The organism is Exiguobacterium sp. SH5S13, assembly GCF_004337085.1.
Classification (GTDB): Bacteria; Bacillota; Bacilli; order Exiguobacteriales; family Exiguobacteriaceae; genus Exiguobacterium; species Exiguobacterium aurantiacum_A.
The window spans coordinates 1-24856 of sequence record NZ_SJUS01000009.1 but is presented as its reverse complement, the minus strand read 5'-3'; the positions used below and the strand labels follow the sequence as shown (position 1 = coordinate 24856).

Sequence of the window (24856 nt, the reverse complement as noted above, 5' to 3'; positions counted from 1 at the left end):
GACATTTTTTATAAAGTCGTCTTCGGGTCACGCAACAGATGCTTAATGTCGCGGAACGTGACGAACGTCATATTGTTCGCATCGTACAATTTGTAACGAAGCGATTTTAAACTAGAGAACAATCCGATCGTCGTCGCTTTTTGTAGCGGCGGCGTCGCCGTATGCGCTTTTTCGAGGTTATAGTTCGGAACGCGCGGGCTCAAGTGGTGGACGTGGTGGAAGCCGATATTGCCTGTCACCCACTGCAACACTTTCGGCAACTCGTAATACGAACTGCCTTCGATCGCCGCTTTGACGTAATCCCATTCGCTCTCATCTTCAAAATACGAGTCTTCGAACGTATGTTGGACGTAAAACAGCCAAATCCCGAGGACACCGGCCGTGAACATCGTCGTCCCTTGAATGATCAAGAACGCCTGCCAGCCGACCAAATAAATCATCAGACTGTACAGCACGACGAGCGAGAGATTGATGACATGCGTGTTCATCCGCTCTTTTTTACGGGCGTCCTTGCGGTTAAACCGGCTCGTGACGAGAATCAAGAACAACGGTCCGATACCGAACATGACGAGCGGGTTGCGATAGAGGCGGTACTGAAGACGCGTCCATTTCGAGGCCTCGACATATTCCTCGATCGTCATGACCCAAATGTCACCGACACCGCGCTTATCGAGGTTACCGCTCGACGCGTGGTGGATCGAATGCTCCCGCTTCCACTTCTCGTACGGGAACAGCGTCAACACACCCATGATCGTTCCGACGACGGCGTTCGCTTTCTTGTTTTTGAAGAACGAACCGTGCGTACAATCATGGAAGATGATAAACATGCGGACGACGAACCCGGCTGCGATGATCGCGAGCGGGATCGTGAGCCACACCGACACTTCGAGCGCTTGGTACGCGAGGAACCAGGCGACGAGGAACGGCAGGATCGTGTTGATCATCTGCCGGACACTGACTTTGACGTCTGCCTTTTCAAAAGGTGAGACGTGTTTACGTAGCTGGGCGATCTTTTCTTTACTCATATGTGAGCCTCCTTGAATTCGACAGCGTTCACGACGCTTCTAAATTGATGATATGAAATGAAACCGACAACCGACGTGCGTGAAGGTGAATTCATAGTATCCATATGATTATTTTCCCCACCTAAACTAATACCAGGTAATTATACCATGTATTACACCAGAAAAGTATACGCTTGTGAACTACTCACCACTTATTTGAAGCGCAACCTGAAGTCGGCGCTGCTTGGGGAACACCGCGCTCTTGTTAGCCACGGTTATGGACCAAGCTCGCCCCATCCGGCGTCCTGAGTCAACTTCAGCGTCTCCACGACAATGACTTGGTTCTCGTCAACGATGCGTCTCGTCAGCTTGTGGAAGACGTCGTGGTGTTGGTTATTCCCCTCCATGGCAGTCGGTGTCGTGATCATCATCCTTTATCATCCGATACCCGCACAAGGGGCCGACGAACCTGAAGAAATGGCGAACTTTCGTTTGTTACCCTTGCCCCGTTCGAAACAATCTGCTTGTACATTCAAGCAATCAACAGCGGAAGCTTGAATGCGGACATCCCAATCAAAAATTTAGGCGGTAACGTATTGCTATTCTTGCCGATGGGAATCTATGTGCCGCTGTTTATAAAATCGGTGAATCGAATCGGCAAGTTCGTCGGATTCATGACGGTGCTATTATTCAGCCTCGAACTCATCCAGCTCGTCACGCGACGCGGCAGTTTTGATATCGATGATTTCATGTTGAATCTCGTCGGTGCCTTGATCGGATACGGGATGTGGAATACGAAGCTCGTGCAACGTCTACTGCAAACATGAAAACAGAGGGGCATCATCCATTACGGATGGCGTCCCTCTGTTCGAAATCGTTATTGTTGAGTGTAAATCGACACTGAACCTCCGTTGACGAAGAACTGCCCCCAGCCGTCGCTATTGATTGTGACGAGACGAGTGTTGTTGTTCGTCATATCTTTCCACACTTCACCGGCGTTCTGCTTGCCGACGTACATCCATTTCGAGCCGCCCGGACCGTCAGACAGAATCGTCGCGAGACCCGACTTGGCCCGGTCACTCACGCCTTCGCGTGTCCAACCGACGACGTCTTGATGATCGAGATAGTCGTGCTGTGTCCCGTAGGCGAAGTCTTTACGCGCTTTCATGATCGGTCGGAGCGACGCCGACATGTTCGGGATCTCCCGGTTCGTCGTCCCTTGCGTGCCGTAGTAGTCCCCGTAGAAGAGTGTCGGATAACCTTGGCTGCGCGTCATGATCGTCGCATAGGCGAGCGGTTTGAACCAGTTGGCGACCGTCGACTCGAGCGACTGCCCAGGTTGTGAGTCATGGTTGTCGACGATCGTCACGGCGAGCGTCGGATGCTGCTCGGTGACGGTGCCTTTCAAGATGTTGCGCATATCGTAAAACCCGCCGCCGTTGCCAGCCGCCTGGAAGTTATAGTGCAGCGGCACATCGAAGACAGAGTGCGTGTACCCGGTCTTCGCGAGATAATCGTTGATGGCGCCGAGGTCGTTCTTCCAATACTCGGCGACCGTGAACATCTGTTTGCCGGTCGTCTGCCGGACGCTCGTCACCCACTCGCGCAAATACGCGTGACTAATATGCTTGACCGCGTCCAAGCGGAACCCGTCGAGTCCGAGCGAGTCAGCGTACCATTTGCCCCAGTTTTTCATCTCTTGGCGGACTTCCGGATGCTCGAAGTCGACGTCGGCATACATGAGATAGTCGTAGTTGCCATTCTCATTCGAGACGTCCGTGTCCCACGCCTTGCCCGTACTCTTGAACTTGTAGATCCGGCTCAAGCTGCGTGACTGATCCCAGTCGGTCCCGTCAAAGTGATACCAGCGCCATTTGAACGGCGAGTATGTATTGTTGCGGCCCGCGAAGTTGAAGCCGGTCCAGGCCGAGATGCCGTATTCCCCTGACGTCTCTTGGTTACGGTTCGACGGATTCACTTCGATCGCTTGGACGGACTCGGTGTAGTCGGCGCCGCCCTTATGGTTCATGACGACATCGCCGTAGACGCCGATACCTTTACCACGCAAGTTCGAGATCGCCGATTGGAGCTGCGCTTTCGTGCCGTACTTCGTCCGGACGGTCCCTTTTTGGTTGAACTCACCGAGGTCATACAAGTCGTACGCCCCGTAGCCGACATCGTTTTGCGACGTCCCTTTATACGCTGGCGGGATCCACACCGTCGTCACTCCGATATCTTTCAGGTTCTGCGAGTCGTTCGATAACCGATTCCAATGCAAGCCGTCGTTCAGGACGTACCATTCAAAATACTGCATCATCGTTCCGTTTTGTGGTGTCGCTGCTTGCGCGACCGGTTGCCCGGCAAGCAGCGCAATCGCCGTGACGCCAGCTGTCACCGCTACTGCGTTTCGTCTCTTAACCATGCGTTTTTCCTCCTATCGAATTATATGCAAGCGCTTTCATTAATCATCATGAACGATTCCACTTTAGTTGAACAGAGGATTTCCGAAAAACAGTTCTCTGCACCTAACTATTTTTTTATCGAATAGTTCAGTCGACCAAAACAAAAACGGATGGCTTGTGCCATCCGCCTAGTCATCCTTTGCGATCGAGCCGTTTTCGCTTCACGAGATAGCCTAAATACGGGAGACCTGTGAAGACGAGTCCGATCGTGACGAGCAACTGGATCATCACCAGTCCCGTCTCGACGAGTCCCGACCAATCCAGTTCAAGCAATATAAACAGCCCGACCCATAAGATGAGCAGTGCCAGCGCGACTTTCCCCATCTGCCCTTCGACTTGTGCATATTTCTCGTGTGTCGTCTCACGATCCGAGTAAATCGGTCGCGCGTCCGGACTACCTTTGAACACGTGAATCTCGTCCCCGCTTGACGTGACGTGTTCCCAGCCGCTCGCGCGGAACAGCTCGAAATAATCCTCGTCCGGTCGTTTACGATAATCAAGACTATACTGGACGTCCGCCGGTTCCCCTTCGACGAGCGTATAGCCGAGCGGTGCGAACTTCTCTAAATGCCAGCCCTTCGCGGCCATTCGTCCCAACTTCTCCATCTCACGCTCTTCAGCGAACGCGAGGCCCCAACTCGCCATATATTTTCGGTTCATCTGTGGCCCTCCCCTTCAAAAATGAAACGTGCGTCGTCGACCATCGCTTGGCGTCGTTTCACGTCTTCGTGTAACAACTCGCGCCCGATGTCCGTGATGATGTAACTCTTCTTCTTGCCGTCCCCGTCGAGCGGTTCGATCAGCGACGCGTTCACGAGTTTTTTGATGATCGTGTACATCGACGCCGGACCGATCTGCACCCGCCCGTTCGTCAACTCTTCGACGAACTGCATGATCAAATACCCGTGTCTTGGCTCGGTCAGCGCGAGCAAGATGTAAAATGTGCTGTCGGTCAACTCCCCGAGCCCGATCGTATCGTTCCGTGGCATCGTCTCGCCTCCTATATCATTCATCGATATACTTCTTACTCCCAATATATATCGTTGAATGATATATGTCAATGAATGATATAAAAAAAGCCGCAGACAGGTCGTCTGCGACTCGTTTAGCTCGTGACATAATCGAGATCGTGCAAAATGTAGGCGAGGAAGAAAATCATACTCGGGTTCTCATAGCGCGACTGGACTTTCCGGAGCTGTTCCCGGTACGTGACTTCATACTCGGCCCCGTTCATCTTCCGCTCCATGTTCATCTTGATCAACGCGTCGAGCTTGTCCATCATATCGACGAGCGACCCTTCGTACGTTGCATCTTTCGAATCGGCCATATAGCGCCGGAACGCTGGTTGCATGTATTCTGGGAGGAGTGACAATAACGCCTCGCTCTCGGCCCGTTCATACGCCTCGAACGCAGCACCGGTCTCGGCCGTCGAGTGCTTCACCGGACCGAGCACGTCCCCGGTCACGCCTTCGACGAGGTCGTGACAGAGCAAGCGCGCCGTCAATTCGGCGACGTCGACCTCGACCCCGTACTTCTCACGCTCGAGCAAGCCGCTGAACAGACCGAGCGCCGCCGCCCGGAAGCCGTGGATGGCGTCGTTGTCGTCAATCGTGTTAAAACGGCCTTTCCAGCGCCGCACGCTATCCATCCGCATGACGTTCTCGATGAACGTCGCGACGTCCGTCTCCGTTTCGACTTGCTCATAGAGCCAGCGGACTGACTCGAGCGGATGGTCGCGGAGCACCGCCTTCATCTCTTTGAGCTTCTCGACGAAGTGTGGCGATCCGTGTGCGACTTCACGCCGCACGAACAGCATCGCATCGAACGAATCGATCCCGTCGACAATCCGACCTTCGAACGAATCATCCTCCGCCTCGACGAGAAAACGATAAAAGTGCGGCCGGAGCGACTGTGACAACAAGTCGACTAACCCAAGGCTCGCCGTCCGCTCCATCCGTTCGATATGTTCTTTGAGCGTCGGCTCTTTTTTCGTCCGGTGCATGATCGGGCCGGTCTGCACCTCGTTCATATCGTGGAACAGCGCCTTGCCGAGCACATCGAGCAAGTTGACGTCCTGTCCGTTGTTCTCTTCATAATAGGCCGCGATCAAACTGAAGACGGCGACACGGAAGCTATGGCTCGCCGCGTTATCGTGATAGTGCGGCGCGTATTCGTCCCATCGTTGCACGTTTTGCATACGTGTCATCTTGCGGATAAACGTTCCGTTATGCATCAAATTCCTCCTTGCTTTAGACGTTCCCACGCATCGTCATGACAGACGATGTAGAGCGTGTCGTTCGGCTCAAGCGTTGTGTCGAGCGCCGTCGCGAAATCGAGACGGTCGTTGACGGCAATCAACGTGACGCCCTGGCGCAACAAGTTTTCGACAGCGTCCCGGACCGTCGCCCACTCGGGTCTCGGCGCGAGCGCTTGAATGTTGCCACCGGACTGCTTGCTGAGCAGTTGCCGGAAAATCGATGTCGTGCCCGGCTGTAACGTCGCTTTCGCCATGAGGAGCGACACCGAATCGTTCGCCAATATAAAGTCGTCGATGCGCACGTGTTTGAACTTTGAAATGTTCCGCTCTTCGCATACTTCGACGACCGTATGTAGGTCAACATTTCGTTCCGACGACAGCGCCTCGACGGCTGACGCGATCAATAGCGACTTCCCGTCGGCGAGCAACGTCTCGCTGATCCGCGCATCCGCGAAGATGGCGACCCGGCGTGCTTTCAAAATGTTCGCCTGCAGGAGCACCGCCTCATCGGACGGGTCACCGTGGACGAAATGGACGTTGTCATGATCGTACGGTTCTTCTTTCAATTGGTCGATCAAGACGATCTCCGCCTTCGGCTCATAGCTGAGCACCTCGTCGATCGCTTTCTTCGTCTTCGGCGACCAACCGATATAGACGTAATGCCCTTCTCCTCGATACACTAGCTTTCCCTCCCGTTTTAAACGTTGAAACGTCGCACCGACCTCAACGAGTTTTCCGATCAAAGCCCCGATAATCCCGATCCCGAACAGGAACAGGAAAATGCCGAGCCAACGCCCGGCAACCGTTGACGGGAAGAAATCACCATAACCGACCGTCGTCAGCGTCGTCATCGTCCACCAGAACGAATCGAACATCGACGGGAACGTCTCCGGCTCGAGCCAGTAGCCGAGGACGGTACCGGTCAAAATAATGACGAGCGATGCCAACACGACGTTCAGAAACGATAATTTCGATAACCCGCGCCACACTCGAAAAAAGATATGCACTGAAATCACTCCCTTTCTCCTATATACTAGAGACAACTCAATTGATTTACGAAACTAGTTTGCGTTCGGTTCCGTATAGAAAGAAAAAAAGAAAGGACTGACCTATGGACTCCATCGTTTTAGAATACCGACTCTATAAAAATGAGATCTCGTTCGAGCCACTTTACCATTATACATCGCTCGGGCTTGATGAAGTACTTGCTAGACGCGAATGCGAATTTTTCGTCAAAGACGGCATGACGTACAAACAACGCTCGTCCGCACTCGAAGGCGACCAATATTTCTTGATTTACGTCGACCGGTACACGGAAGGACCTGTTGATAAGAAAGCAACTGACGACATCAAAGTCGAGATTCGTACGCTCGACGACCGGTTCGACAACCCGCTGCTCGAAGCGTACTTCGTCGACCGTCACCTTGACGCGCTCGCCATGCTCGGTAGCGAGTATTTATACGTCGCCGGAAACGAATATGCGCGCGACTCGGCCGAGACGGACGAGGACCGTGGCGTCTACGTCATCTATGTCACCCCGACTGGCTATACACTGGAGGAAACAACATGAAAACAAGCAAGAAGATTTTAAGCGGTCTCTCGGCCGCCGTCTTGACAGCGTCACTCGCGGCGTGTGGTACGGACGAAACGCAACAAGCGACGTTACCGGAAGAGCCGACCGGCTATGAGTGTGACGACTGGGAATGGGACGATGAAACGGAATCATATTACTGCGACGACAGACGGTCCCCGCACTTCGGGAGCTTCTTCTTACTCGGCAGTCTGTTCAATTCAAAGAGTTCGCTAAAAAACTCGTCCGCTTATAAAAACTACCGCTCGAACGGTGGCGCGAGCAGCATCACGCCGAACCGGTCGAATTCAGGGTCAAACTCGGGACTCGGCAGCGGCTCAAAAGGCGGCTTCGGGGGATGAATCGGCATGACTTGTTCGGCCAAATCCCTTACTTTTGGCCCGACTTGAACGATGAAGAATATGCACTCTACGATTGCCTCGTCTACACGCAAGACGAGGTCGATCGCATCCAGGAAGCGACGCGCGCCGTCGACACCATCTTCCGGAAAACGAATCGATTGTTGCGGACGCTCCCAGACGAGACGCTCCGTCTGCTCGGTTATCCGGAGGCGAGCTTGCCGTTCTTGCGTGACAAAGCGCTCCCGCAAGAGACGATCATCGGCCGGTATGACTGGATTGTCAAAGACGGTGTGATCAAACTGATGGAGTTCAACGCCGACACGCCGACGTTCATCAAAGAACTGTTCGATGTGAACCGGTATGTGACGACCGAGTTCGGGCTGAACGACCCGAACGCGGACGCGACAGCCGAGCTGAAGACCGAACTCCGTAAAGCCGTCATCGCGGCGTGGCAACGATTAAATCGCGACGGGACACCAAAAATCGTCTTCACGTCACACGACGACAACATCGAGGACAAATGGACGACCCGCTTCCTCCAAGAGACGCTCGACTTGCCGTCAGAGTTCGTCCCGCTCAATCAGTTGCTCGTCGACGTGGACGGCGTCTATACCCCGTCGGGCGAACGGATCGACGTCTTGTACCGCCAGACGTATCCGATCGAGCACTTGGTCGACGACCGGGCGCCGAACGGCGACTTGATCGGCATCCGGCTGCTCGAGTTGAATCAAGCGAAGCACGTGTCGCTCCTCAACCCGCTGTCCGCGTTTCTCATGCAGTCCAAAGGCGTCCAAGCGCTCATTTGGGAACTGTATGAGACGGATACATATTTTGACGAAGCGGAGCGCGACATCATCCAGACTCACTTGTTACCGACTTATCTCGAGGCGGACCCATTTTTAGGCCAGAGCGCTTACGTGCAAAAACCGGCCTTCGGACGTGAAGGCGACTCGGTCATTTTGTATGCCGAAGACGGCGTCCCGTTCCATAAAGAAGTGCTGCAGACATATGCCGCAGAAACCGCGGTGTATCAACAATTCATCGAGCTGCCGACACGAACGACGAACACGGTCAACGGTCCGCTTGCGACGCACTACATGATCGGCTGCTTTTGTCTGAACGGCCACCCGTCGGCGCTCGGCGCCCGGGCCGGAAGCATGATCACGAACAACCAGTCCTACTACCTAGCCATCGGCACACCAACTCACGAAGGAGATTAACACATGACATTTATCACGCTCGATTCAATCTTGAGCTTCCTGGCTCACCTCGGTACCGGGTTCGGACTTATTTTAGCAGGACTCGTCGTGTTCGCCCTGACGACAAAATATTCAGAACGCAAACTCATCAAAGCTGGCAACGTCGCCGTCGCCCTCAAACTTTGGGGCAAAGCGCTCGGCCTCGCCATCGTCATCTACACAGTGTGGGCGAACAGCGTCAACCTGCTCGACGCCTTCATCTGGGGACTCGTCGGGATCCTCGCCCAAGTGCTCGCCTTTTGGACGTTCGAGTACGTGCTCACGCCTGGCGTGAACTTGGAGAAAGAAGTCGAAAACGGCAACCTCGCCGTCGGTGTCAGCCTGTTCTCGGCCTCGCTCGTCGTCGGCATCATCGTCGCCGCGAGTTTGACGTACTAAAAAAACCGCCGACATCTTATCGGCGGTTGTAAGACGGTTGCTGCGGCAATCGTCTTTTCTTATGCTTTGGCGAGCACGGCCGATGGACCGAAGAACTCGTAACGCGCTTGTGGAATCGTTTGGACGACCGTCTCCATCATCGCGGTCGGGCCGCACGTATAGACGTCATGACCGTCGACATCGAGTGCTGTAAGCTGTGTCGCGCTCATGCAGCCAGACACCTCATCGATGTGTGTGATGAGCTGAAGTCCCTCATTCACGAGTTCGTCGAGCTCTTCACCGAGCGGACGGAGGTTCGTGCTGCGGACGGCGTGTAATAGTGTGACCGAGCGACCTTGACGGAGCGCCGTCTTCGCCATATTGAACAGCGGTGTGATACCGATCCCGCCAGCGACGAGCGTGAGCGGACGGTCCGTGTCTTCCATCGTGAACTCGCCTGCTGGCGCACTCATCGGAATCTCTGTACCGACTATTTGCTCGTGAAGCCAGTTCGAGACGAGCCCTTCCGCTTTCGGCGCAATCCAGTAGCCGTCTTCTGTCGTCTCGACGACGCTGTATTGACGGTGATGTAAAATATCTTCACCCTCGATGCGGGCTTGGACTGAGATGTACTGGCCCGGGATGGCCACACCAACGACACCGTCGTTCGCGACAAGACGGAACCGTTTCACTTCCGGCGTGTCTTCGATGACTTCAGCGACCGTGAACGGCTTGAAGCCGACCCATGGTGCATCGGCGTACATTTGTTTCTCGAGCGAGATGAAGACGTCGGCGATGACACCGTACGCTTTTGCCCAAGCTTCGATGATCTCAGGCGTCGCCGCTTCACCGAGAACGTCTTGAATTGCGCCGAGCAAGTTAGCGCCGACGATCGGATAGTGTTCCGGGCGGATGTTCAAGCTTTTATGTTTATGAAGCGCCGGTTGGATCGCCGGTAAGATCGCTTCGAGACGGTCGATATGGACGGCGGCCGCGTAGACGGCGTTGGCGAGCGCTTCTGGCTGGCGGCCGCGTTGTTGGTTCGTATGGTTAAAGAACTGACGAACTTCTGGATTGTTTGCGAACATGCGCTTATAGAAATGACTTGTGATGGCGACACCGTGGTCTTTCAAGACCGGTGCCGTCGCTTTGACAATTTCAATCGTTTGTTGATCTAACATAAATAGTTCCCCCTTTTTGAAAGTACACATTTATTATGTGAGTTTCATCACGCCAAAAGCAATATATAAAATACTTGTTTAAAACGAAGTTCAACTTTTCGCCTCGATTTCGCCACGTTTTTTTCACATCTCCGGACATCGCGCTTTCGAGGAATGTCCTGTACAATGGACGGATAAGAGGTGAACGATCATGCGGCTCACGCAAACGTGCGACTACGCACTCCGAACATTAATGTACAGCGCCACCTTCTCCCATCGTCTCGTGACGATCCAAGAAGTGGCTGACCAATATCAAATCTCAAAGAACCACGTCATGAAAGTCGTCTATGAGCTCGGCAAACACGGCTATCTTGAATCGGTCCGCGGCCGCGGCGGCGGTTTCCGGCTCGCCCGCCCAATGGAAGACATCAACGTCGGTGACGTCGTCCGGACGATGGAGCCGCTCGAGCTCGTCGAATGCTTCGGCGAAGGTCGCTGTGTCATCGCACCGGCGTGTGACCTCCGGAGCGTCTTGAACGAGGCGATGCTCGCTTTCCTGCACGTGCTCGACCGCTACACGATCGCCGACCTTATGGCGAACCGGACGAATGAACTCGCACTGCTACTTGGCGTACAAAAGCCGACGGACATTTAGTCCGCCGGCTTTTGTTGTACAGGTGACTCTCAAACGTGACTGCGCTTTGTATAGTGGTTACCACCATCGCTTCAAGATTTTTTGGGCATATAGCTCATGTGACGTCATCTTGATAATCTATCCGCTGTTCGAAGACGCGTTCCCTACCTACCCGATTTACGCGCTCGCCTCGACGCTCGTTTACATGGCGACTTGAATCCGTGTCTACACGACGTAAGGAATTCACCTCGAATCCCTTTTTTTGTGTCGATTTTTCGTCGAGTCGGGCGTCTTGATTGCCAATTTTGTCTCGTCGTGCTTATATATAACTAAATGGTTATATACTAATTCGTTGAAGGAGTCTTGTCTTGTGAAAACCGTCGATTTGACGACCGGACGTGTGCAGAGCGTCATCTTGGCGCTCGCTCTTCCGCTCGTCGGCAGTTCGCTCTTACAGTTCACGTATAGTCTCGTCGATATGTTTTGGGTCGGTGCGCTCGGTAGCGACGCCGTCGCCAGTATCGGTGCGGCCAGTTTTTATATTATGCTTGGCCAGGCGATTCAGTCGTTACTTGTCGTCGGCGCCGGCATCAAAGTGTCGCAAGCCGTCGGCAGGCGGGACCAACAGTTGATCCAACGCTACGTCAAGGCCGGAAAACGAGGTAACCTCGTCCTCGGCCTGTTCTTCTTGACGCTCCTCGTCGCCTTTGGTCAGACGCTGATCGGCTTTTTGAATATGAACGCCCCTGACGTCGAGCGGCTCGCTTACAGCTACTTGCTCGTCAGCGCACCGATGCTATTGTTCTCGTTCTTCAACTTGCTGTACGCCCGCATATTCAGCGGTTTCGGCAATACGACGACGGCGATGCGGATCAACGCGACCGGGGTCACGCTCAACATGATCTTGTCGCCGCTCTTCATCTATCCGCTCGGTCTCGGCGTGCTCGGGGCCGGTCTGGCGACACTCGTCGCCAACGCCGTCATGTTCGGCTTCTTCTGGCATCGGGCTCGCGCGCTCTTTGACTGGGACGAGACGGTCGAACCCGTTCGCGCCGACTATACAGAGATCGTTCGCCTCGGCTTCCCGATGGCGACCCAACGCGTCCTCTTTACCGTCATCAGCATTCTTCTCGCCCGCATGATCGGATCCTACGGGACGGAAGCGATCGCCGCCCAGCGCATCGGCCTACAGATCGAGTCGATCGCCTACATGATGATCGGTGGACTGAACGGGGCGATCGCGAGCTATACCGGCCAAAATATCGGCGCCCGACAGATTGAACGGGTGCACGAAGGGTATCGCGTGACGACGCACCTCGGTATGCTCTATACCGGGCTGATCACGCTCGTATTTCTCTTCTTCCCGGACGTGCTCATCCGCGCCTTCGTCGATGATCCGACTACGATCGAAATCGGGGCCAGCTATTTACGTATCATCAGCGTCTCCCTCATCTTCGCCTCGCTCGAGATGATCGGGAACGGTTATTTCTCAGGACTCGGGCTACCGAAGATCCCGGCGATGATCTCTATCGTCTTCACCGTCGCTAGGATCCCGCTCGCCATCCTCCTCGAGCCGTATCTCGGCATCGACGCCATCTGGTGGAGCATCGCCATCTCGAGCATCGTTAAAGGGCTCGTCTCGGCACTATTTGTTCGACTAAAGAAAAAGGAAGTGACTTCACTTGCAGAAGCGATTTAAGCAATTATCCAAGCAACTTCTCACGAGCGGACGGTTCGCCATCGAACGCGAAATGCTACGTGTGACAACAGACGGGACGCTCGCCGTGACGAAACATCCGTCACGTCTCGGTGACAAAGCGACGCACCCGTATATTACGACCGATTTTTCCGAGAGCCAGATCGAACTGATCACGCCGACGTTCCCGACCGTCGAAGCGGCACATAACTTTTTAGAGACGCTTTATGACATCACGGCGCTAAATATCGGCGACGAGCGGCTTTGGCCACAGTCGATGCCGTGCCCGTTGCCGGACGGCGGCGTCATCCCGCTCGCCGACTTCGGCAGTTCCGGTATTGAGGCCGGCCGTTACCGTGAACATCTGCTTCAAAAGTACGGGGCGAAAAAACAGCTCATCTCCGGGATTCATTTCAACTTCTCGTTCTCGGACGAGTTGATCGCCGCGTTATATGAAGGGTCTCCCGAGCAATATGACCGCTTCAAAAACGAGCTCTATTTGAAGCTCGTCCGCAACTATTTGCGCCTGCGCTGGCTCGCTGTCTACTTGCTCGGCGGAACGCCTGCCGTCCATACGAGCTACGAGGAACGTTGCGTCAGCCAAATGCAGGCGTTGAACGAGGACGTCTACTCGAATACGACGGCGCTGTCGTACCGAAATAGTGACTGCGGTTATACGAACGTCGAACCGCTCTATCCGAACTATGCGACGCTCCCAGACTATGCGAGTAGCGTCCGCCGTTTGATCGCCAAAGGCGACATCGCCAACCCGAACGAGCTGTACTCGCCGATTCGACTGAAGACGTCACGCGGCGGAAATGACCTCGACCGGCTCGAGAAGAACGGCATCGATTATATCGAGATTCGCAACATCGACCTCAATCCGTTCGAGAAGACCGGTATCGCACTCGATGATTTGCGATTCCTGCACGTCTTCTTGCTCTATTTAGCGTTGAAAGACGAGACTGACTTTGCGGACTGGCAAGCCGAGGCGTTCCGTAACCAACAGCTCGTCGCCAAAGAGGGCCTATCGCCGTCACTCGTCCTCGAACGTGATGGCGAGCCGGTCGCTCTGCAAACGTTCGCCCGTGATCTCGTCGCTGACATCGAGTCGTTCAACGCGCAACACGACCTCGGTTTTGCTGACGTCTTCGCGTCCGTCCGGGAACGGATTAACAACGTCGAAGCGACCTACTCGGCCCGGCTGACAAAAGTCATGACCGACGAAGGCTATACGACCTGGTCACTCCGCCAAGCCGAGACGTATTATGAAGATGCGTTCGCCAACCGGTTCCGGATGCACGGCTATACGGACATGGAACTGTCGACGCAAATTTTGATGAAGTCGGCCTTAAAACGAGGTTACGCGGTCGATGTCGTCGACCGGGACGACCAATTCATCCGTCTTCGTCACGGCAATCGGGTCGAGTACGTCAGACAAGCGACGAAAACGTCGAAAGATAACTACGTGTCGGTGCTGATGATGGAAAACAAGACGGTGACAAAACATGTGCTCGCCGAACACGGCATCCACGTCCCTGGGGGTGTCGAGTTGCGCAGTGAAGACGACTTGCGTAACGTCTGGTCCGCGTTTTCCGCTCAGCCGATCGTCCTGAAGCCGAAATCGACGAACTTCGGGATCGGCATCCACATCTTCAAAGACGGGACGACGCTCGACGAGGCGCTCGAGGCGTTCCGTCATGCCAACACGTTCGACGACGTCGTCTTGCTCGAGACGTTTTTACCGGGGAAAGAATATCGTTTCCTCGTCATCGGTGATAAAGTCGCCGGCATCTTGCACCGCGTCCCGGCGAATGTGACCGGGGACGGTGTCTCGACGATCCGTGAGCTCGTTGCGAAGAAAAATGAGGATCCGCTCCGCGGCAAAGGCTATAAGACACCGCTCGAGAAAATCGAGATCGACGACATCGTCGTATCGTTCCTGCGTCCGCAAGGCAAAACTCCTGACAGCGTCCTCGCTGACGGCGAACGTGTCTTCTTGCGCGAGAACTCGAACATTAGCACAGGTGGCGACAGCATCGACTATACGGACCAAATCTCTGACTTTTATAAACAGGTCGCGGTCGATTCGGCGAAAGCGATCGGTGCCACGATTTGCGGCGTCGATATGATGATCCCGTCACTTGACGCAGAAAATGACTACGGCATCATCGAATTGAACTTCAACCCGGCCATCCATATCCATTCCTTCCCGTACGAAGGGAAAGAACGTCCGATCGGCGAGACGGTGCTCGATTTGTTGTTTGACTGACCAGGTTGGAAGGATGCTCAATTCGGGAATAAGGACTACATCGTTTCAAGTCGGTGTACCGTACTTTCTCTAGAGAGGGGTCTGTCAAATGGGAACGGTCAAATCGCACATCGAAGGCTTCACGTCACAACTCGATCGTCTCAACGCCCTCGTCTCGAGATAACCAAAACCGCCCGCATCTCGGTTGAGATGCGGGCGGTTTTTTTGTTAAAACAGAAAATAACTGACGATCAAGATGAGCGTGAAGATGAACACCATCCCGATGGCGAGCGCGACGAGGCTCATCTTCGCCGACTTGAACTGCTGCGAGTTGATCGTGTGCACTTTCTTCAAGTACGACCGTGTCCCGACGAGGATCGTCGCGATACCGAAGATGATCGACAAGATGCCGATCGCCGTGATCAGTTGATGCTCGGCCCCGCTCAAGTTCTCACTTCGATAGTAATGAAAGTTCGTCACGAGGAAGCCGATCCCGATGACGGTGATGGCCGTCCGGATCCAGGCGAGGAACGTCCGCTCGTTGGCGAGGTGTTGTTGAATGTACTGTGAATCGACCGTCTTCTCTAAATCTAGTTTCATAACTTCCCCTCTTTCTAGCCGTCGTAGTCGATCAACCGATTTTTCAACGCGAACTGGACGAGCTCGTGTCGATGCTTGATTTGAAGTTTCTGCATGACGCGGCCTTTATGGTTCTCGACCGTCTTCGGACTGATGCCGAGTTTCTCTCCAATCTCGATATTGCCGTAACCGAGCGTCGTCAAACGTACAATTTCCGACTCACGCCGCGTCAGCACCGACTCTGTCTTTTGCGATGCCGCTTTCTCGATAAACGCTTCCGACAGAGACGTCGCATAGTAACGCTTCCCTTCCATCACTTGCTTGATGCCGTCGACGAGCTGGGCCGGATCACTATTTTTGGATAAATAGCCGGGCACACCGAGCTCGAGCGCGCGTTTGATGTAAAGTTCCTCATCGTGCATCGTGAGCAGGATGACTTTGGCGGCCGGTACTTCTTGCGCTAACGCTTTTGCCGTCATAAATCCGTCGAGTCCGTTCGGCATCGTGATGTCGAGCAAGATCACGTCCGGTATCGTCCGCATCGCTTCCTGGATGGCCGTCGTCCCTTCGGCCGCTTCCCCGACAACGTTGATGTCTTTATAGGGACGAAACATCAACTTCAATCCACGCCGGACGAGTTCGTGGTCATCGACAATCAGCACATCAATCGGTGTCATAGCGACCTCGCTCAATCGGAACGGACACTGAAATTTCAGTGCCTTGTCCGATGACTGATTCGAGTGTAAACGTACCGTGAATCGTTTTCGCCCGTTCTTCCATATGACGAAGCCCTAATCCTTTCGCCACTCTTTGTTGATCGAACCCGTTCCCGTCATCTTTAAACAGCACATCGATTTGTCCGTCATGCTCGACGATGCGGCAGTCGATCGTACTCGCCTGTGCATACTTCATGCTATTGACGAGCGCCTCTTGGACGATGCGATACACGTTGATTTCGATGACGCGCTCATAGCGGTCAGCTAAACGAATGTCGGTCCGAAACGTGACGAGCGGGTATCTGGTGGCAAAACTGTCAACTAACACGTTCAACGCCGAACCGATCCCGAATTGATCCAGCTCGATCGGGCGCAGTTGTTTCGAATAGCCGCGCACGTTGTCGATCAGTCGGCCCACTTCGGCGAGTACGGATTCGATGTAGTCTTTCTTGTCTGGGTCGGATACATCGGACTGGAGCGCACCGAGGGCGAGGGCGATGCTGAACAACGATTGACCGACCCCGTCGTGGAGTTCTTGGGCGAGCCGTTCGTGCTCTTCCTCCCGGGCTCGAATCAATTCCCGCACCATCTGTTCGCGGAGCGCATGCGCTTCCCGGCGCTTGCGTTCCGTAAAATCGCGAAGCACGAGCAAATAGTACGTCGCACCCGATAGCGGATCGTTCAAGATTCGCGCCGTATTCATCTCCACGTCGACCATCTTTCCCGAATATGTCGGCATCTCTGACGTGAAGTACGGGGAGCGCTCATGTTGGATCAAGTAGCATCGATCTTCGTCCGGACCGATTTCACGTCGTTGACAAAATGAACAGTACGGGACAGGTTCTCCTAGCCGCCACCCGGTCAATTGTTCGGCCGCCTCGTTCATCGTGATGATGTTTCGATCATGGTCCATCACGATGACCGCGTCTTTTAAGACATTTAAAATCTGGCGTTCAAAATCTTGAAGTGCCAATCCGCCCCCTCCTTTCTGTCTGCTTTCTCATTTTCTCCATCATACCCCCGTGGGTAATCATTGCCAACTATTTGAGCATACAAAAACCGGACGTGATGCATTCACGTCCGGACCGGTTCATTATTTTTTTGTTTGTTCGGACAATACTTCGACCGTCGCCTGCATATACTTGAGGCCGTGCTGGACCGATGGCTCTTTCAGCCAACGAACGAGCGAGAACAACGTGATGTTGCGGTCGTCGCGTTCAGCCCGTGCCCGGATTTCGGTGAGCATCGTGCGCGTGGCGTCGGCTTTCTCTTTTACCGGTGCGACATATTCATCGACCCGTTGACCGATCAGTTCTCGTGTCTGCTCGTCCCCGTAGACGTCTTGTGCGAAAGCGAGCACCTGTTCAAGCTGGTTCGTCACCTGGAGCAACATCGGCAACTTCTCGGCGAGCTTGACCGCCGCCTCGAGCGTCTCGACCTGTAAATTCGATGAGTCGAGGAGCGTATCGACTTTTTGTCTCACTTGCTGGTCGTTCATCGTCGCCATCCCGAAATCGACGGCGTCTTCGAGGCGGCGAAGCGACTTCTCAATCTCGGGCAATCGTTCGACGAGGGAGACGAGCGCTTGCTCGACGTCCGGCCGCGTCAACACAGATTCTAATGTCTGTTCTTTCGTTGTTGTACGTTCCATCGTCTTCTCCCCCTTTCTCACATCGTCCCTTTCAACATCCCGTTCCAATACATGACTGGAAGAAAGTCTTTTTTCAAGATGTACATGCTGTGGCGTTCTTTCGCTTGATTGAACGGCATCGACTCTTGTGGTACTTTCTCGTAATCGAACTCGGCCAAGATGAGTTTGTTGTAGCCTGTGACGATCGGGCAAGACGAGTAGCCGTCATACGACGCGACCGGGACTTGGCCATACATGAGGTCACCCACATTTTTAGCGACGACGGGTGCTTGTTTCCGAATCGCGGCCCCGGTCTTCGACGTCGGTAAATTCGTGCAGTCGCCGAGTCCGAAGACGTTTTTATACTGTTTATGTTGAAGCGTGTACATATCGACATCGACCCATCCGCCCGCATCGGCAAGTTTGCTTTCTCGAATGAATGCCGGTGCTTGCATCGGTGGCGTGACGTGAATCATGTCATAGCGCACCTCGAACGTTTCCCCGCTATCTAACTGTTCAAAGACAGCGACTTTGTCGTCTGCTTTAATCTCAATTAAATTGACACGGAAATGTGTGTCAATCCGTTTTCGTTCGAGTACTTTTTCGAGCGCCGTCCGATATTTGGCAACGTCAAAGATAGCCGGATTGGCCGATCCGAAGACGATTTTACTGTTATCGCGGACACCTGTTTTCACAAAGTAGTCTTCCGCCATATACATAATTTTTTGCGGGGCCCCGCCACACTTCACAGGTGATGCTGGGTGCGTGAACAACGCGGTACCGCCCTCAAAACCCCTAAGGGTATCCCACGTGTAGTCGACGTGTTGATACGAGTAGTTGCTACATACTTGTTTCGTCCCAAGCGCTGCTTCCAACCCTTTGATCCGACCCCAATCGATCTCAATCCCCGACGCGACGACCAAGTAGTCGTAATAAATCGTCCCGTTGACAGCCGTCTCGACTTGATTGGCTTCCGGATCGAAGCTGACTACCTTGTCCTGAAGCCATTTCGCACCTTTTGGGATGAGTGTCGCCATGTCTCGCTCCGACTCTTCTTTTTTCGCGGCACCGGCTCCGACAAGCGTCCAAAGTGGTTGATAGTAGTGTTTCTCTTCAGGGTCGATCAGCAAAACCTCATCGGCTAAATGATGTTTTTCACGAAGCAGGCGAGCAGCGACGCTAATCCCTCCGGTGCCGGCTCCGACGATGACAACTCGATAATGAGTACGCATAAAGCAATTCCCCTTTCGTTTCCGTAGATGACCGACAAAATTATGTCAATTAAGTGAACTTACCCACGCCTTCAGCATAGTTGAAAGCGCATACAACTTATATAGGGGAAGTCCCTCAATTTCTCCCGGACTATAGGACGCAACTATGATCGTCGTCATCTAGTCATGAAGTCCCCCAGTTGTTTTCCCAGGCCAACCTGTGAGTTAAATCACTTCGCCCGACATGATTTCCTCATCAAAACGGCATAGGGGATTCCCCTCATTTGACGAGGAAAGTATTGACTCCATTATACCATAGGGGGTATAAATTGGTTATCTGATTTTTTTAGGAGGACTTTTTCACAATGACACAACGACCTTATCATCCGCTCTACTTCTTATCAGCACTCGGTAACGGCGGGCTCGCCGTCTCGTTCTTTATGTATTTCATGTTTTTGATTCCGCATCCGGATTCACCACTCCCCCATTTCGATCATTTGCGGGCCACGTTTGAGAAAGGAGGAACTGCGCAAATTCTCGTTGTCGCTGTCTCCTTCATCATCTTGGCGCTCGCGGTGAACCATTTCCGCCTGCTCATTTGGAACGTCCGCTCGTTCCACACGTACAAGCGAACGTCGGCTTATCAGGCTCTCAAAGGCACTCCGGGTGAAGTGGCGGTCATGGCCGAACCGCTTACATACGCGATGAGCGTCAATGTCGTGTTCATTCTCGGCGCCTTGTTCGTCCCTGGACTATGGGCCAACGTCCAATCACTCTTCCCGTTCGCCTTGCTCGCATTCTTGGCAATCGGTGTCTACGCGCTCGTGCTTTATGTTCAGTACATCTCCAACGTTATGGCGAACGGTAAATTTCCGGTCGACAACTTGAATCAATTCGGACAATTTTTAGGAGCGTTCGCGTTTGTCATGGTCGCTGTCGGTTTAGCGAGCCCTGCCGCGATGTCGACGACACCATGGGTCTATGTCACATCGACGGTCGCCTCCCTCTTGTTCTTAGCGCTCGTCAGCGGTATCCTCCTCTTCTTCGGCGGTATGAGTTTACGTGCCGTATTGGCGAAAGGTCTGGCCAAACCTGGCGCACCGACCGTCTGGTTACTGATTCCGATCTTCACGCTCACTGGAATCACGTTCGTTCGAATCTATTCGATGGTGTCGCACCGGCTACTCGAGACACATGTCAACACGGCGCTACTGTTCGTCGTACTCGGCTTCCTGTTCATGGCGAGCACTGCCGTCGGCTTGATCGGATTCCGTGTATTGCGTCGTCTAGACTATTTCAACGAACAGCCTGATGGCGCGGCGAGCTTCGGCCTCATCTGCCCAGGTGTCGCCTACGTCGTCCTCGGCATGTTCTTCGTCCACTGGGGACTCGTTCAAAACGACTTCATCACAGCGCACAGCCTGATGCACTACGTCATCTTGTCACCGCTCGTATTCGTCCAAGCGAAGACGATCCAATGGCTCATCACACTGTCGGTCAAACACCTTTCACTACGAAAAAACGCATCCAAACTTGAGGCTGCATAAGCATCGTTCCTCAACAAAAGCCCTGTCGAAACGATTGTTTCTTCAGGGCTTTTGTTATTGTTGATGGGAGAGTACCTCGAACAACTTGTCGAGCCGAGACGTATCGATATCTAAAAATGCATCCCCGACACTGATCTCGGTCGAACAATAGCCGTCATGTGGCACGACGTACCCAGTGATGCCGATGCCTGTCTCCGTTTGAACACGTTTAATCCAATTCGAGACGGTTTCTGCGTCCCCGTTCATGTGAAGATGGAACATGTTCGTCACCGGCACATCCGGCGTCGTCCAGACACCGTCGAGCGCATTGAACCGGGTTGCGAGCGCTTTGGCATGTTCGTAGTACGTTCCCATTCGGTCTTTCCTGAGCTCATAGTAGTAGTCGGCCGGGATGATGTACGGGTATAAGCCGATCAAGTCGCCGCCATAGCGCCGTTTCCAGATTCTTGCCTCGTCACAGAACGCTTTCGGTCCGGCCAAAATCGCCCCGGCGACACCGCCGATCCCTTTGTAGAACGAGACGTAGACGCTATCGAACAAGGCGCACACTTCTTCGGCCGTCTTCTCATAATATGGCAACGTCTCGAACAGGCGCGCCCCATCGAGATGCAGATGAACCCCCCGCTCCCGGCAGTGCCTTCTGATCGCTTCAAGCTCATCAAACGGCGGCAAATAGCCGCCGAGCTCACGTTGCGGCAACTCGACCAACAGGCAAGCGACGTCCGGTAACGCCTCCACTTCTTCAAGCGTCATCAAGCGGTCCGTGCCCCCGATCAAAAGCGGCTCGAGGTGATGCAGCTGTCTCAGTCCGTCTTGTTCATGAATCTCCAAGTGACAGAGCGGGTGATAGGCGACGCTTCGATTCCCTGTCTCGTCCGACCAGATGCGTAAGGCGATCTGTTGTGCCATCGTGCCGCTCGGAAAGAAAACGGCGGCTTCCGTCCCGAGCCGCGTGGCGAGCTTTTGTTCGAATTGTTCGATGACCTCGCCCGTCCCATAATGGTCGCTCGTTTGCTCCGGGTCGGCTTGCTCAAACGCGCGCTGTAAGACGCCGACGTTCCGTTTCCCGTGCCCGCTCAGTTGATGCGTCGTCTGTTGATACGACGTCCGTAAATCCATGCCATCCCCTCCAAAAGAAGCCCCTTGCCACGAGACAAGAGGCCAAGATTTAGTCGCGTACGCGGACAATCAACTTGCCGCGTACTTTCCGCGTCTGGAGCTGTTCGAGTCCGTCTTTCAAGCGGTCGAACGGCAACACGTCGGTGACGAGGTCGTTCAGTTCACCCGTTTCGAGCAGTTTCATCAATTCCTCGGCCATATACGCCAAGTTGCGAATCGCGCGCTCGTCTTCGCTCGCATGGGCCGCACCGAGGGCGACTTCATGGATCGATGGTGACAGCGTGAACCCTTTCATGTTCGACATGTCAGGCGGACCGGCGATATGAGCGAGCTGTCCGCTGAAGGCGAGGCGATCGAGATCGGCTGTCGCCACGTCGCGGCCGACCGTGTTCAAAATCAGATCGACACCACGGCCGTCCGTCAGTTCCATGATTCGTTCCGTCACGTCCTCGACGTTGTAGTCGATTGCGACGTCGGCACCGAGTGATGTGACCCAATCAAAGTTTTCCGGCGATGCCGTCGTGAATACTTTGAGACCGAGCTTTTTCGCGAGCTGAATCGCGTAGCCGCCGACCCCGCCCGCTCCGGCGTGGACGAGAATCGTCTCTTTGTCGCGCGTGTTCAGCTTCTGCATGACCGCTTCATACGCCGTCATGCCAGCACAGAGGATGGCTGCTGCCGCTTCGTCGCTAACGTCTTGCGGTACGACGGCACAAGCACGGGCGTCGACGACAGCGTACTCGGCGAAGCCTCCGTTGTTCGCGAGACTCGTATGGACGGCGACGCGTGAGCCGGTGATGATGTTGGCGATGCTCGAGCCGACTTCGACGACTTCGCCGACGAGGTCGACGCCGAGGATGTGCGGGTATGCCCAGTTCGGGTTGCCGTTCGTGCCGACTTTATAGTCGACCGGGTTCAAGGCGACCGCTTCGACTTTGATGAGCAGTTCGCCCGCTCCCGGGGTCGGTCGTTCGATGTCCCCGAGGTTCATATTATCTAGGCCAGGTTGTTCAAGTAGCCATGCTTTCATGATTAGTACGCTCCTTCCGAATATGTCAGTTCATACGAATGCGAGTAGATCTCGACGAGGTTGCCGAACGGATCTTCACAGTACACCATCCGGTACGGCTTATCGCCCGGGTAATACTCGCGGATCGGCATCCGTTGTTTGCCACCGTGGGCGACAATCTTCTCGACGAGCCCTTCGATGTCTGGGTCTTGGACGCAATAGTGGAAGATGCCTGTTTTCCAAAACTCAAAATTATTCTCCGGTTTCTCGTTGTTAGGGAACTCGAACAGCTCGATGCCGATCTTGTCACCGGTCGACATGTGGGCGATGCGGAACTTGCCCCAGCCCGGGCCGAACACGTCGGTGCACATGACGCCGATCGGTGAGTCATCCTCAACGACGTCCGACGGTTGCATGATCGTGTACCAGCCCATCACGTTTTCATAAAATTTCACTGCTTCCGTCACACTGGGGACTGATAGCCCGATATGTGAGAATGTACGTGGATAAGTCAAATTGATCCGCTCCTTTTTGGTTGCTCATTTGGGTCGATAACGATAAGATACCTTCATCGTAGCAAGAAAAAAAGTACGCACATTGAAGTAACTACCCGAAAGCGAGGCGAACTGAACATGACGACCCCGTTCCCCGTCAACAAGGCGCTCGACATCATCGGCGGTAAATGGCGTCCACAAGTGTACTGCACGCTCGAGACCGGCCCGCGCCGCTTCTCGGAGATTCAGCGCGCCATCCCCGACGTCAGCCGCAAAGTGTTGACCGACCAACTGCGCGAACTCGAACAGCTCGGCATGGTCCGACGCGACGACTATTCGACCGACAAACAGCTCCACGTCGAATACTCCCTCACCGAGGAGGCGTTTAGCCTGCAACCAGCGATGAAGGCGCTCTGCTCTTGGGGCGAAACCCGAGACGAATAAACCCTCGCCAAGTCCAGGCGAGGGTTTTGTCATGACGCGAATAGGCTGATGAGGTTCCCGTCCGGATCGACGACGATGGCGTAACGTTGTCCCCAAAACGCGTCCCACGGCTCACGATGAATCACGTATCCTTGTTTGAAGATAGCTTCAAACAGTGTATCGAGCGCTTCACGGCTGTCGCACAGGAAAGCGAGCTCGACCCGATGCCCCGATGCCGGTTTCCATTCCCCATACACCGACTCCGCCACCTCGACTGTGTCAAAGACGAGCCGGACGCCGCCTTCGTCAACTTCAACGTGCGCTTCCCCGTTCATTGATGCTGGAATCGACAGTCCGAGCAGCCGATAGAAGTCGAGCGCTCGCTTCATATCCTCGACGACGATGCCGACCATATCTAGTTTGATTCCCATGTGGTCACCTCACTTCTTGAATTGATGGTACTATCGAAAGTGTAGCACCTATCCATCCTTTTGAAACGAGGAAATCACTATGACATATAAGTTCGCTTTGATGACACAAGCGCAGGCCGAAATGATCGCCTTCAGTTGGCATTACGAAGGAAAGTATGCTTTTTACGATATGGAGGCTGACGAAGACGACTTGGCTGAGTTTTTAGACACCGAACAACGAGGGCAATCGGTATTCGCCATCACGAACGATGGCGAACTGGTCGGTTTTGTTAGCGTGCATCAAACAGACGCCGATACGATTGACCTCGGTTTAGGCATGAAGCCAGGTCTGACCGGAAATGGGACCGGACGAGCGTTCGTCACCTCGATTCTTGATTTCATCGAATCTACGTTCGACCCAAATCGTATCACCTTGTCGGTTGCCACGTTCAACGCGCGGGCGATTCGCGTGTATGAAGCTTGCGGGTTTCGACAAGTGGCTTCGTTTCAACAAGACACGAACGGGAGTACGTTCGACTTCATCGCATTAGAACGCAAAAAGCGCCCTCAGGATAGATTGAGGGCACTGAAAAACCTCCGCTCTATCCGAGCGTGAACAGAAAAAAGGGCGATTGGACCGACTCAAGTCGGGACAATCGCTCTTTTTCCTTGCCCTTATCCTGTTTTTTCTTTTGAGAGGGTGATG

28 protein-coding genes and 1 pseudogene are annotated in these 24856 nt (G+C 54.0%); 12 read left to right on the top strand and 17 right to left on the bottom strand.

Annotation, left to right across the window (positions count from 1 at the left end; all coding sequences use genetic code 11):
• Positions 1-8 precede the first annotated feature (8 nt).
• On the bottom strand, positions 9-1025 hold the full coding sequence (gene desA / locus EVJ30_RS06710) for a Delta(5) desaturase DesA (RefSeq protein WP_070328262.1): 1017 nt from the start codon (positions 1023-1025) through the stop codon (positions 9-11).
• A gap of 254 nt (positions 1026-1279) precedes the next feature.
• Entirely contained in the window at positions 1280-1435 is a 156-nt protein-coding gene (locus EVJ30_RS06705; RefSeq protein ID WP_131468470.1) for a transposase, read from the bottom strand.
• Positions 1436-1504: 69 nt separating this feature from the next.
• On the opposite strand from EVJ30_RS06705, the pseudogene EVJ30_RS06700 reads away from it, so the two are divergent.
• Positions 1505-1831: pseudogene (locus EVJ30_RS06700) on the top strand (VanZ family protein); the annotation flags it as partial.
• A 50-nt stretch (positions 1832-1881) separates the two neighbouring features.
• On the opposite strand, the gene amyS reads toward EVJ30_RS06700, so the two are convergent.
• The 5 genes from amyS to EVJ30_RS06675 all read right to left on the bottom strand — a co-directional run bounded on the left by amyS (position 1882) and on the right by EVJ30_RS06675 (position 6712).
• The gene (gene amyS / locus EVJ30_RS06695; RefSeq protein ID WP_131468466.1) at positions 1882-3426 is read right to left on the bottom strand and encodes an alpha-amylase; all 1545 of its coding nucleotides are present in this window, start codon (positions 3424-3426) and stop codon (positions 1882-1884) included.
• 172 nt (positions 3427-3598) lie between these two features.
• Complete coding sequence (locus EVJ30_RS06690) at positions 3599-4126, bottom strand: DUF2812 domain-containing protein (RefSeq protein WP_131458777.1); 528 nt, start codon at positions 4124-4126, stop codon at positions 3599-3601.
• Positions 4123-4455, bottom strand: coding sequence for a PadR family transcriptional regulator (locus tag EVJ30_RS06685; protein WP_131468464.1), 333 nt, complete (start codon positions 4453-4455; stop codon positions 4123-4125). The genes EVJ30_RS06690 and EVJ30_RS06685 overlap by 4 nt, the downstream gene beginning before the upstream one ends.
• A gap of 116 nt (positions 4456-4571) precedes the next feature.
• Positions 4572-5699, bottom strand: a complete 1128-nt coding sequence (locus EVJ30_RS06680) for a YfbR-like 5'-deoxynucleotidase (RefSeq protein ID WP_070328266.1) — start codon at positions 5697-5699, stop codon at positions 4572-4574.
• The gene (locus EVJ30_RS06675) at positions 5699-6712 is read right to left on the bottom strand and encodes an ion channel (protein WP_131458789.1); all 1014 of its coding nucleotides are present in this window, start codon (positions 6710-6712) and stop codon (positions 5699-5701) included. The genes EVJ30_RS06680 and EVJ30_RS06675 overlap by 1 nt, the downstream gene beginning before the upstream one ends.
• A gap of 122 nt (positions 6713-6834) precedes the next feature.
• On the opposite strand from EVJ30_RS06675, the gene EVJ30_RS06670 reads away from it, so the two are divergent.
• Genes EVJ30_RS06670 through EVJ30_RS06655 form a run of 4 tightly spaced genes read left to right on the top strand, consistent with a single transcriptional unit; the run spans position 6835 to position 9292 of the window.
• On the top strand, positions 6835-7293 hold the full coding sequence (locus tag EVJ30_RS06670) for a hypothetical protein (protein WP_016508356.1): 459 nt from the start codon (positions 6835-6837) through the stop codon (positions 7291-7293).
• On the top strand, positions 7290-7655 hold the full coding sequence (locus EVJ30_RS06665; RefSeq protein ID WP_070328267.1) for a hypothetical protein: 366 nt from the start codon (positions 7290-7292) through the stop codon (positions 7653-7655). The genes EVJ30_RS06670 and EVJ30_RS06665 overlap by 4 nt, the downstream gene beginning before the upstream one ends.
• The gene (locus EVJ30_RS06660; RefSeq protein ID WP_131468462.1) at positions 7652-8875 is read left to right on the top strand and encodes a glutathionylspermidine synthase family protein; all 1224 of its coding nucleotides are present in this window, start codon (positions 7652-7654) and stop codon (positions 8873-8875) included. The genes EVJ30_RS06665 and EVJ30_RS06660 overlap by 4 nt, the downstream gene beginning before the upstream one ends.
• Positions 8876-8878: 3 nt before the next feature.
• Positions 8879-9292: a DUF350 domain-containing protein gene (locus EVJ30_RS06655; protein WP_016508299.1), complete on the top strand. Its 414-nt coding sequence runs from the start codon at positions 8879-8881 to the stop codon at positions 9290-9292.
• A 59-nt stretch (positions 9293-9351) separates the two neighbouring features.
• On the opposite strand, the gene EVJ30_RS06650 is transcribed toward EVJ30_RS06655, so the two are convergent.
• Positions 9352-10452, bottom strand: a complete 1101-nt coding sequence (locus EVJ30_RS06650) for a globin domain-containing protein (protein WP_131458773.1) — start codon at positions 10450-10452, stop codon at positions 9352-9354.
• Positions 10453-10642: 190 nt separating this feature from the next.
• Here EVJ30_RS06650 and EVJ30_RS06645 point away from each other — a divergent pair, with 190 nt between their 5' ends.
• The 4 genes from EVJ30_RS06645 (at position 10643) to gshAB (ending at position 15033) form a co-directional block, all read left to right on the top strand.
• Positions 10643-11086, top strand: a complete 444-nt coding sequence (locus EVJ30_RS06645) for an RrF2 family transcriptional regulator (RefSeq protein WP_131458772.1) — start codon at positions 10643-10645, stop codon at positions 11084-11086.
• A gap of 46 nt (positions 11087-11132) precedes the next feature.
• The gene (locus tag EVJ30_RS15140) at positions 11133-11282 is read left to right on the top strand and encodes a hypothetical protein (protein ID WP_161567378.1); all 150 of its coding nucleotides are present in this window, start codon (positions 11133-11135) and stop codon (positions 11280-11282) included.
• A gap of 153 nt (positions 11283-11435) precedes the next feature.
• Positions 11436-12764, top strand: a complete 1329-nt coding sequence (locus EVJ30_RS06640) for an MATE family efflux transporter (RefSeq protein ID WP_131458771.1) — start codon at positions 11436-11438, stop codon at positions 12762-12764.
• The gene (gene gshAB / locus EVJ30_RS06635) at positions 12748-15033 is read left to right on the top strand and encodes a bifunctional glutamate--cysteine ligase GshA/glutathione synthetase GshB (protein WP_131468460.1); all 2286 of its coding nucleotides are present in this window, start codon (positions 12748-12750) and stop codon (positions 15031-15033) included. The genes EVJ30_RS06640 and gshAB overlap by 17 nt, the downstream gene beginning before the upstream one ends.
• A gap of 207 nt (positions 15034-15240) precedes the next feature.
• On the opposite strand, the gene EVJ30_RS06630 is transcribed toward gshAB, so the two are convergent.
• The 5 genes from EVJ30_RS06630 to EVJ30_RS06610 form a co-directional block, all read right to left on the bottom strand.
• A complete protein-coding gene (locus tag EVJ30_RS06630; protein WP_021066029.1) occupies positions 15241-15612 on the bottom strand; it encodes a YidH family protein in 372 nt (123 codons plus the stop codon).
• A gap of 14 nt (positions 15613-15626) precedes the next feature.
• The gene (locus EVJ30_RS06625; RefSeq protein ID WP_236636020.1) at positions 15627-16268 is read right to left on the bottom strand and encodes a response regulator; all 642 of its coding nucleotides are present in this window, start codon (positions 16266-16268) and stop codon (positions 15627-15629) included.
• Entirely contained in the window at positions 16255-17280 is a 1026-nt protein-coding gene (locus tag EVJ30_RS06620; RefSeq protein WP_131468458.1) for a sensor histidine kinase, read from the bottom strand. Before EVJ30_RS06620 ends, EVJ30_RS06625 begins: the two co-directional genes overlap by 14 nt.
• A gap of 120 nt (positions 17281-17400) precedes the next feature.
• On the bottom strand, positions 17401-17958 hold the full coding sequence (locus EVJ30_RS06615; RefSeq protein WP_131458768.1) for a hypothetical protein: 558 nt from the start codon (positions 17956-17958) through the stop codon (positions 17401-17403).
• Positions 17959-17975: 17 nt separating this feature from the next.
• Positions 17976-19169 carry an FAD/NAD(P)-binding oxidoreductase gene (locus tag EVJ30_RS06610; protein ID WP_131458767.1) on the bottom strand — a complete coding sequence of 398 codons (1194 nt, stop codon included), beginning with the start codon at positions 19167-19169 and terminating at the stop codon, positions 17976-17978.
• Between the two features lie 344 nt (positions 19170-19513).
• Between EVJ30_RS06610 and EVJ30_RS06605 the strand changes: the two genes are divergently transcribed.
• On the top strand, positions 19514-20695 hold the full coding sequence (locus EVJ30_RS06605) for a TsoY family (seleno)protein (protein ID WP_131458766.1): 1182 nt from the start codon (positions 19514-19516) through the stop codon (positions 20693-20695).
• A 54-nt stretch (positions 20696-20749) separates the two neighbouring features.
• Here the strand turns inward: EVJ30_RS06605 and EVJ30_RS06600 are convergent, their stop codons facing one another.
• From EVJ30_RS06600 to EVJ30_RS06590, 3 genes are read right to left on the bottom strand one after another with little or no spacing between them, the layout of a single operon-like run.
• Positions 20750-21814 carry a threonine aldolase family protein gene (locus EVJ30_RS06600; protein WP_131458765.1) on the bottom strand — a complete coding sequence of 355 codons (1065 nt, stop codon included), beginning with the start codon at positions 21812-21814 and terminating at the stop codon, positions 20750-20752.
• Positions 21815-21863: 49 nt separating this feature from the next.
• Complete coding sequence (locus EVJ30_RS06595) at positions 21864-22844, bottom strand: zinc-binding dehydrogenase (RefSeq protein WP_070328287.1); 981 nt, start codon at positions 22842-22844, stop codon at positions 21864-21866.
• 2 nt (positions 22845-22846) lie between these two features.
• Positions 22847-23338 carry a lactoylglutathione lyase family protein gene (locus EVJ30_RS06590; protein WP_131458763.1) on the bottom strand — a complete coding sequence of 164 codons (492 nt, stop codon included), beginning with the start codon at positions 23336-23338 and terminating at the stop codon, positions 22847-22849.
• A 117-nt stretch (positions 23339-23455) separates the two neighbouring features.
• On the opposite strand from EVJ30_RS06590, the gene EVJ30_RS06585 reads away from it, so the two are divergent.
• Positions 23456-23761, top strand: a complete 306-nt coding sequence (locus tag EVJ30_RS06585; RefSeq protein ID WP_070328289.1) for a winged helix-turn-helix transcriptional regulator — start codon at positions 23456-23458, stop codon at positions 23759-23761.
• Between the two features lie 29 nt (positions 23762-23790).
• Here the strand turns inward: EVJ30_RS06585 and EVJ30_RS06580 are convergent, their stop codons facing one another.
• Positions 23791-24171, bottom strand: coding sequence for a VOC family protein (locus tag EVJ30_RS06580; RefSeq protein ID WP_131458762.1), 381 nt, complete (start codon positions 24169-24171; stop codon positions 23791-23793).
• A gap of 79 nt (positions 24172-24250) precedes the next feature.
• Between EVJ30_RS06580 and EVJ30_RS06575 the strand changes: the two genes are divergently transcribed.
• Entirely contained in the window at positions 24251-24766 is a 516-nt protein-coding gene (locus EVJ30_RS06575; protein ID WP_131468456.1) for a GNAT family N-acetyltransferase, read from the top strand.
• The last annotated feature ends 90 nt before the right edge of the window (positions 24767-24856 follow it).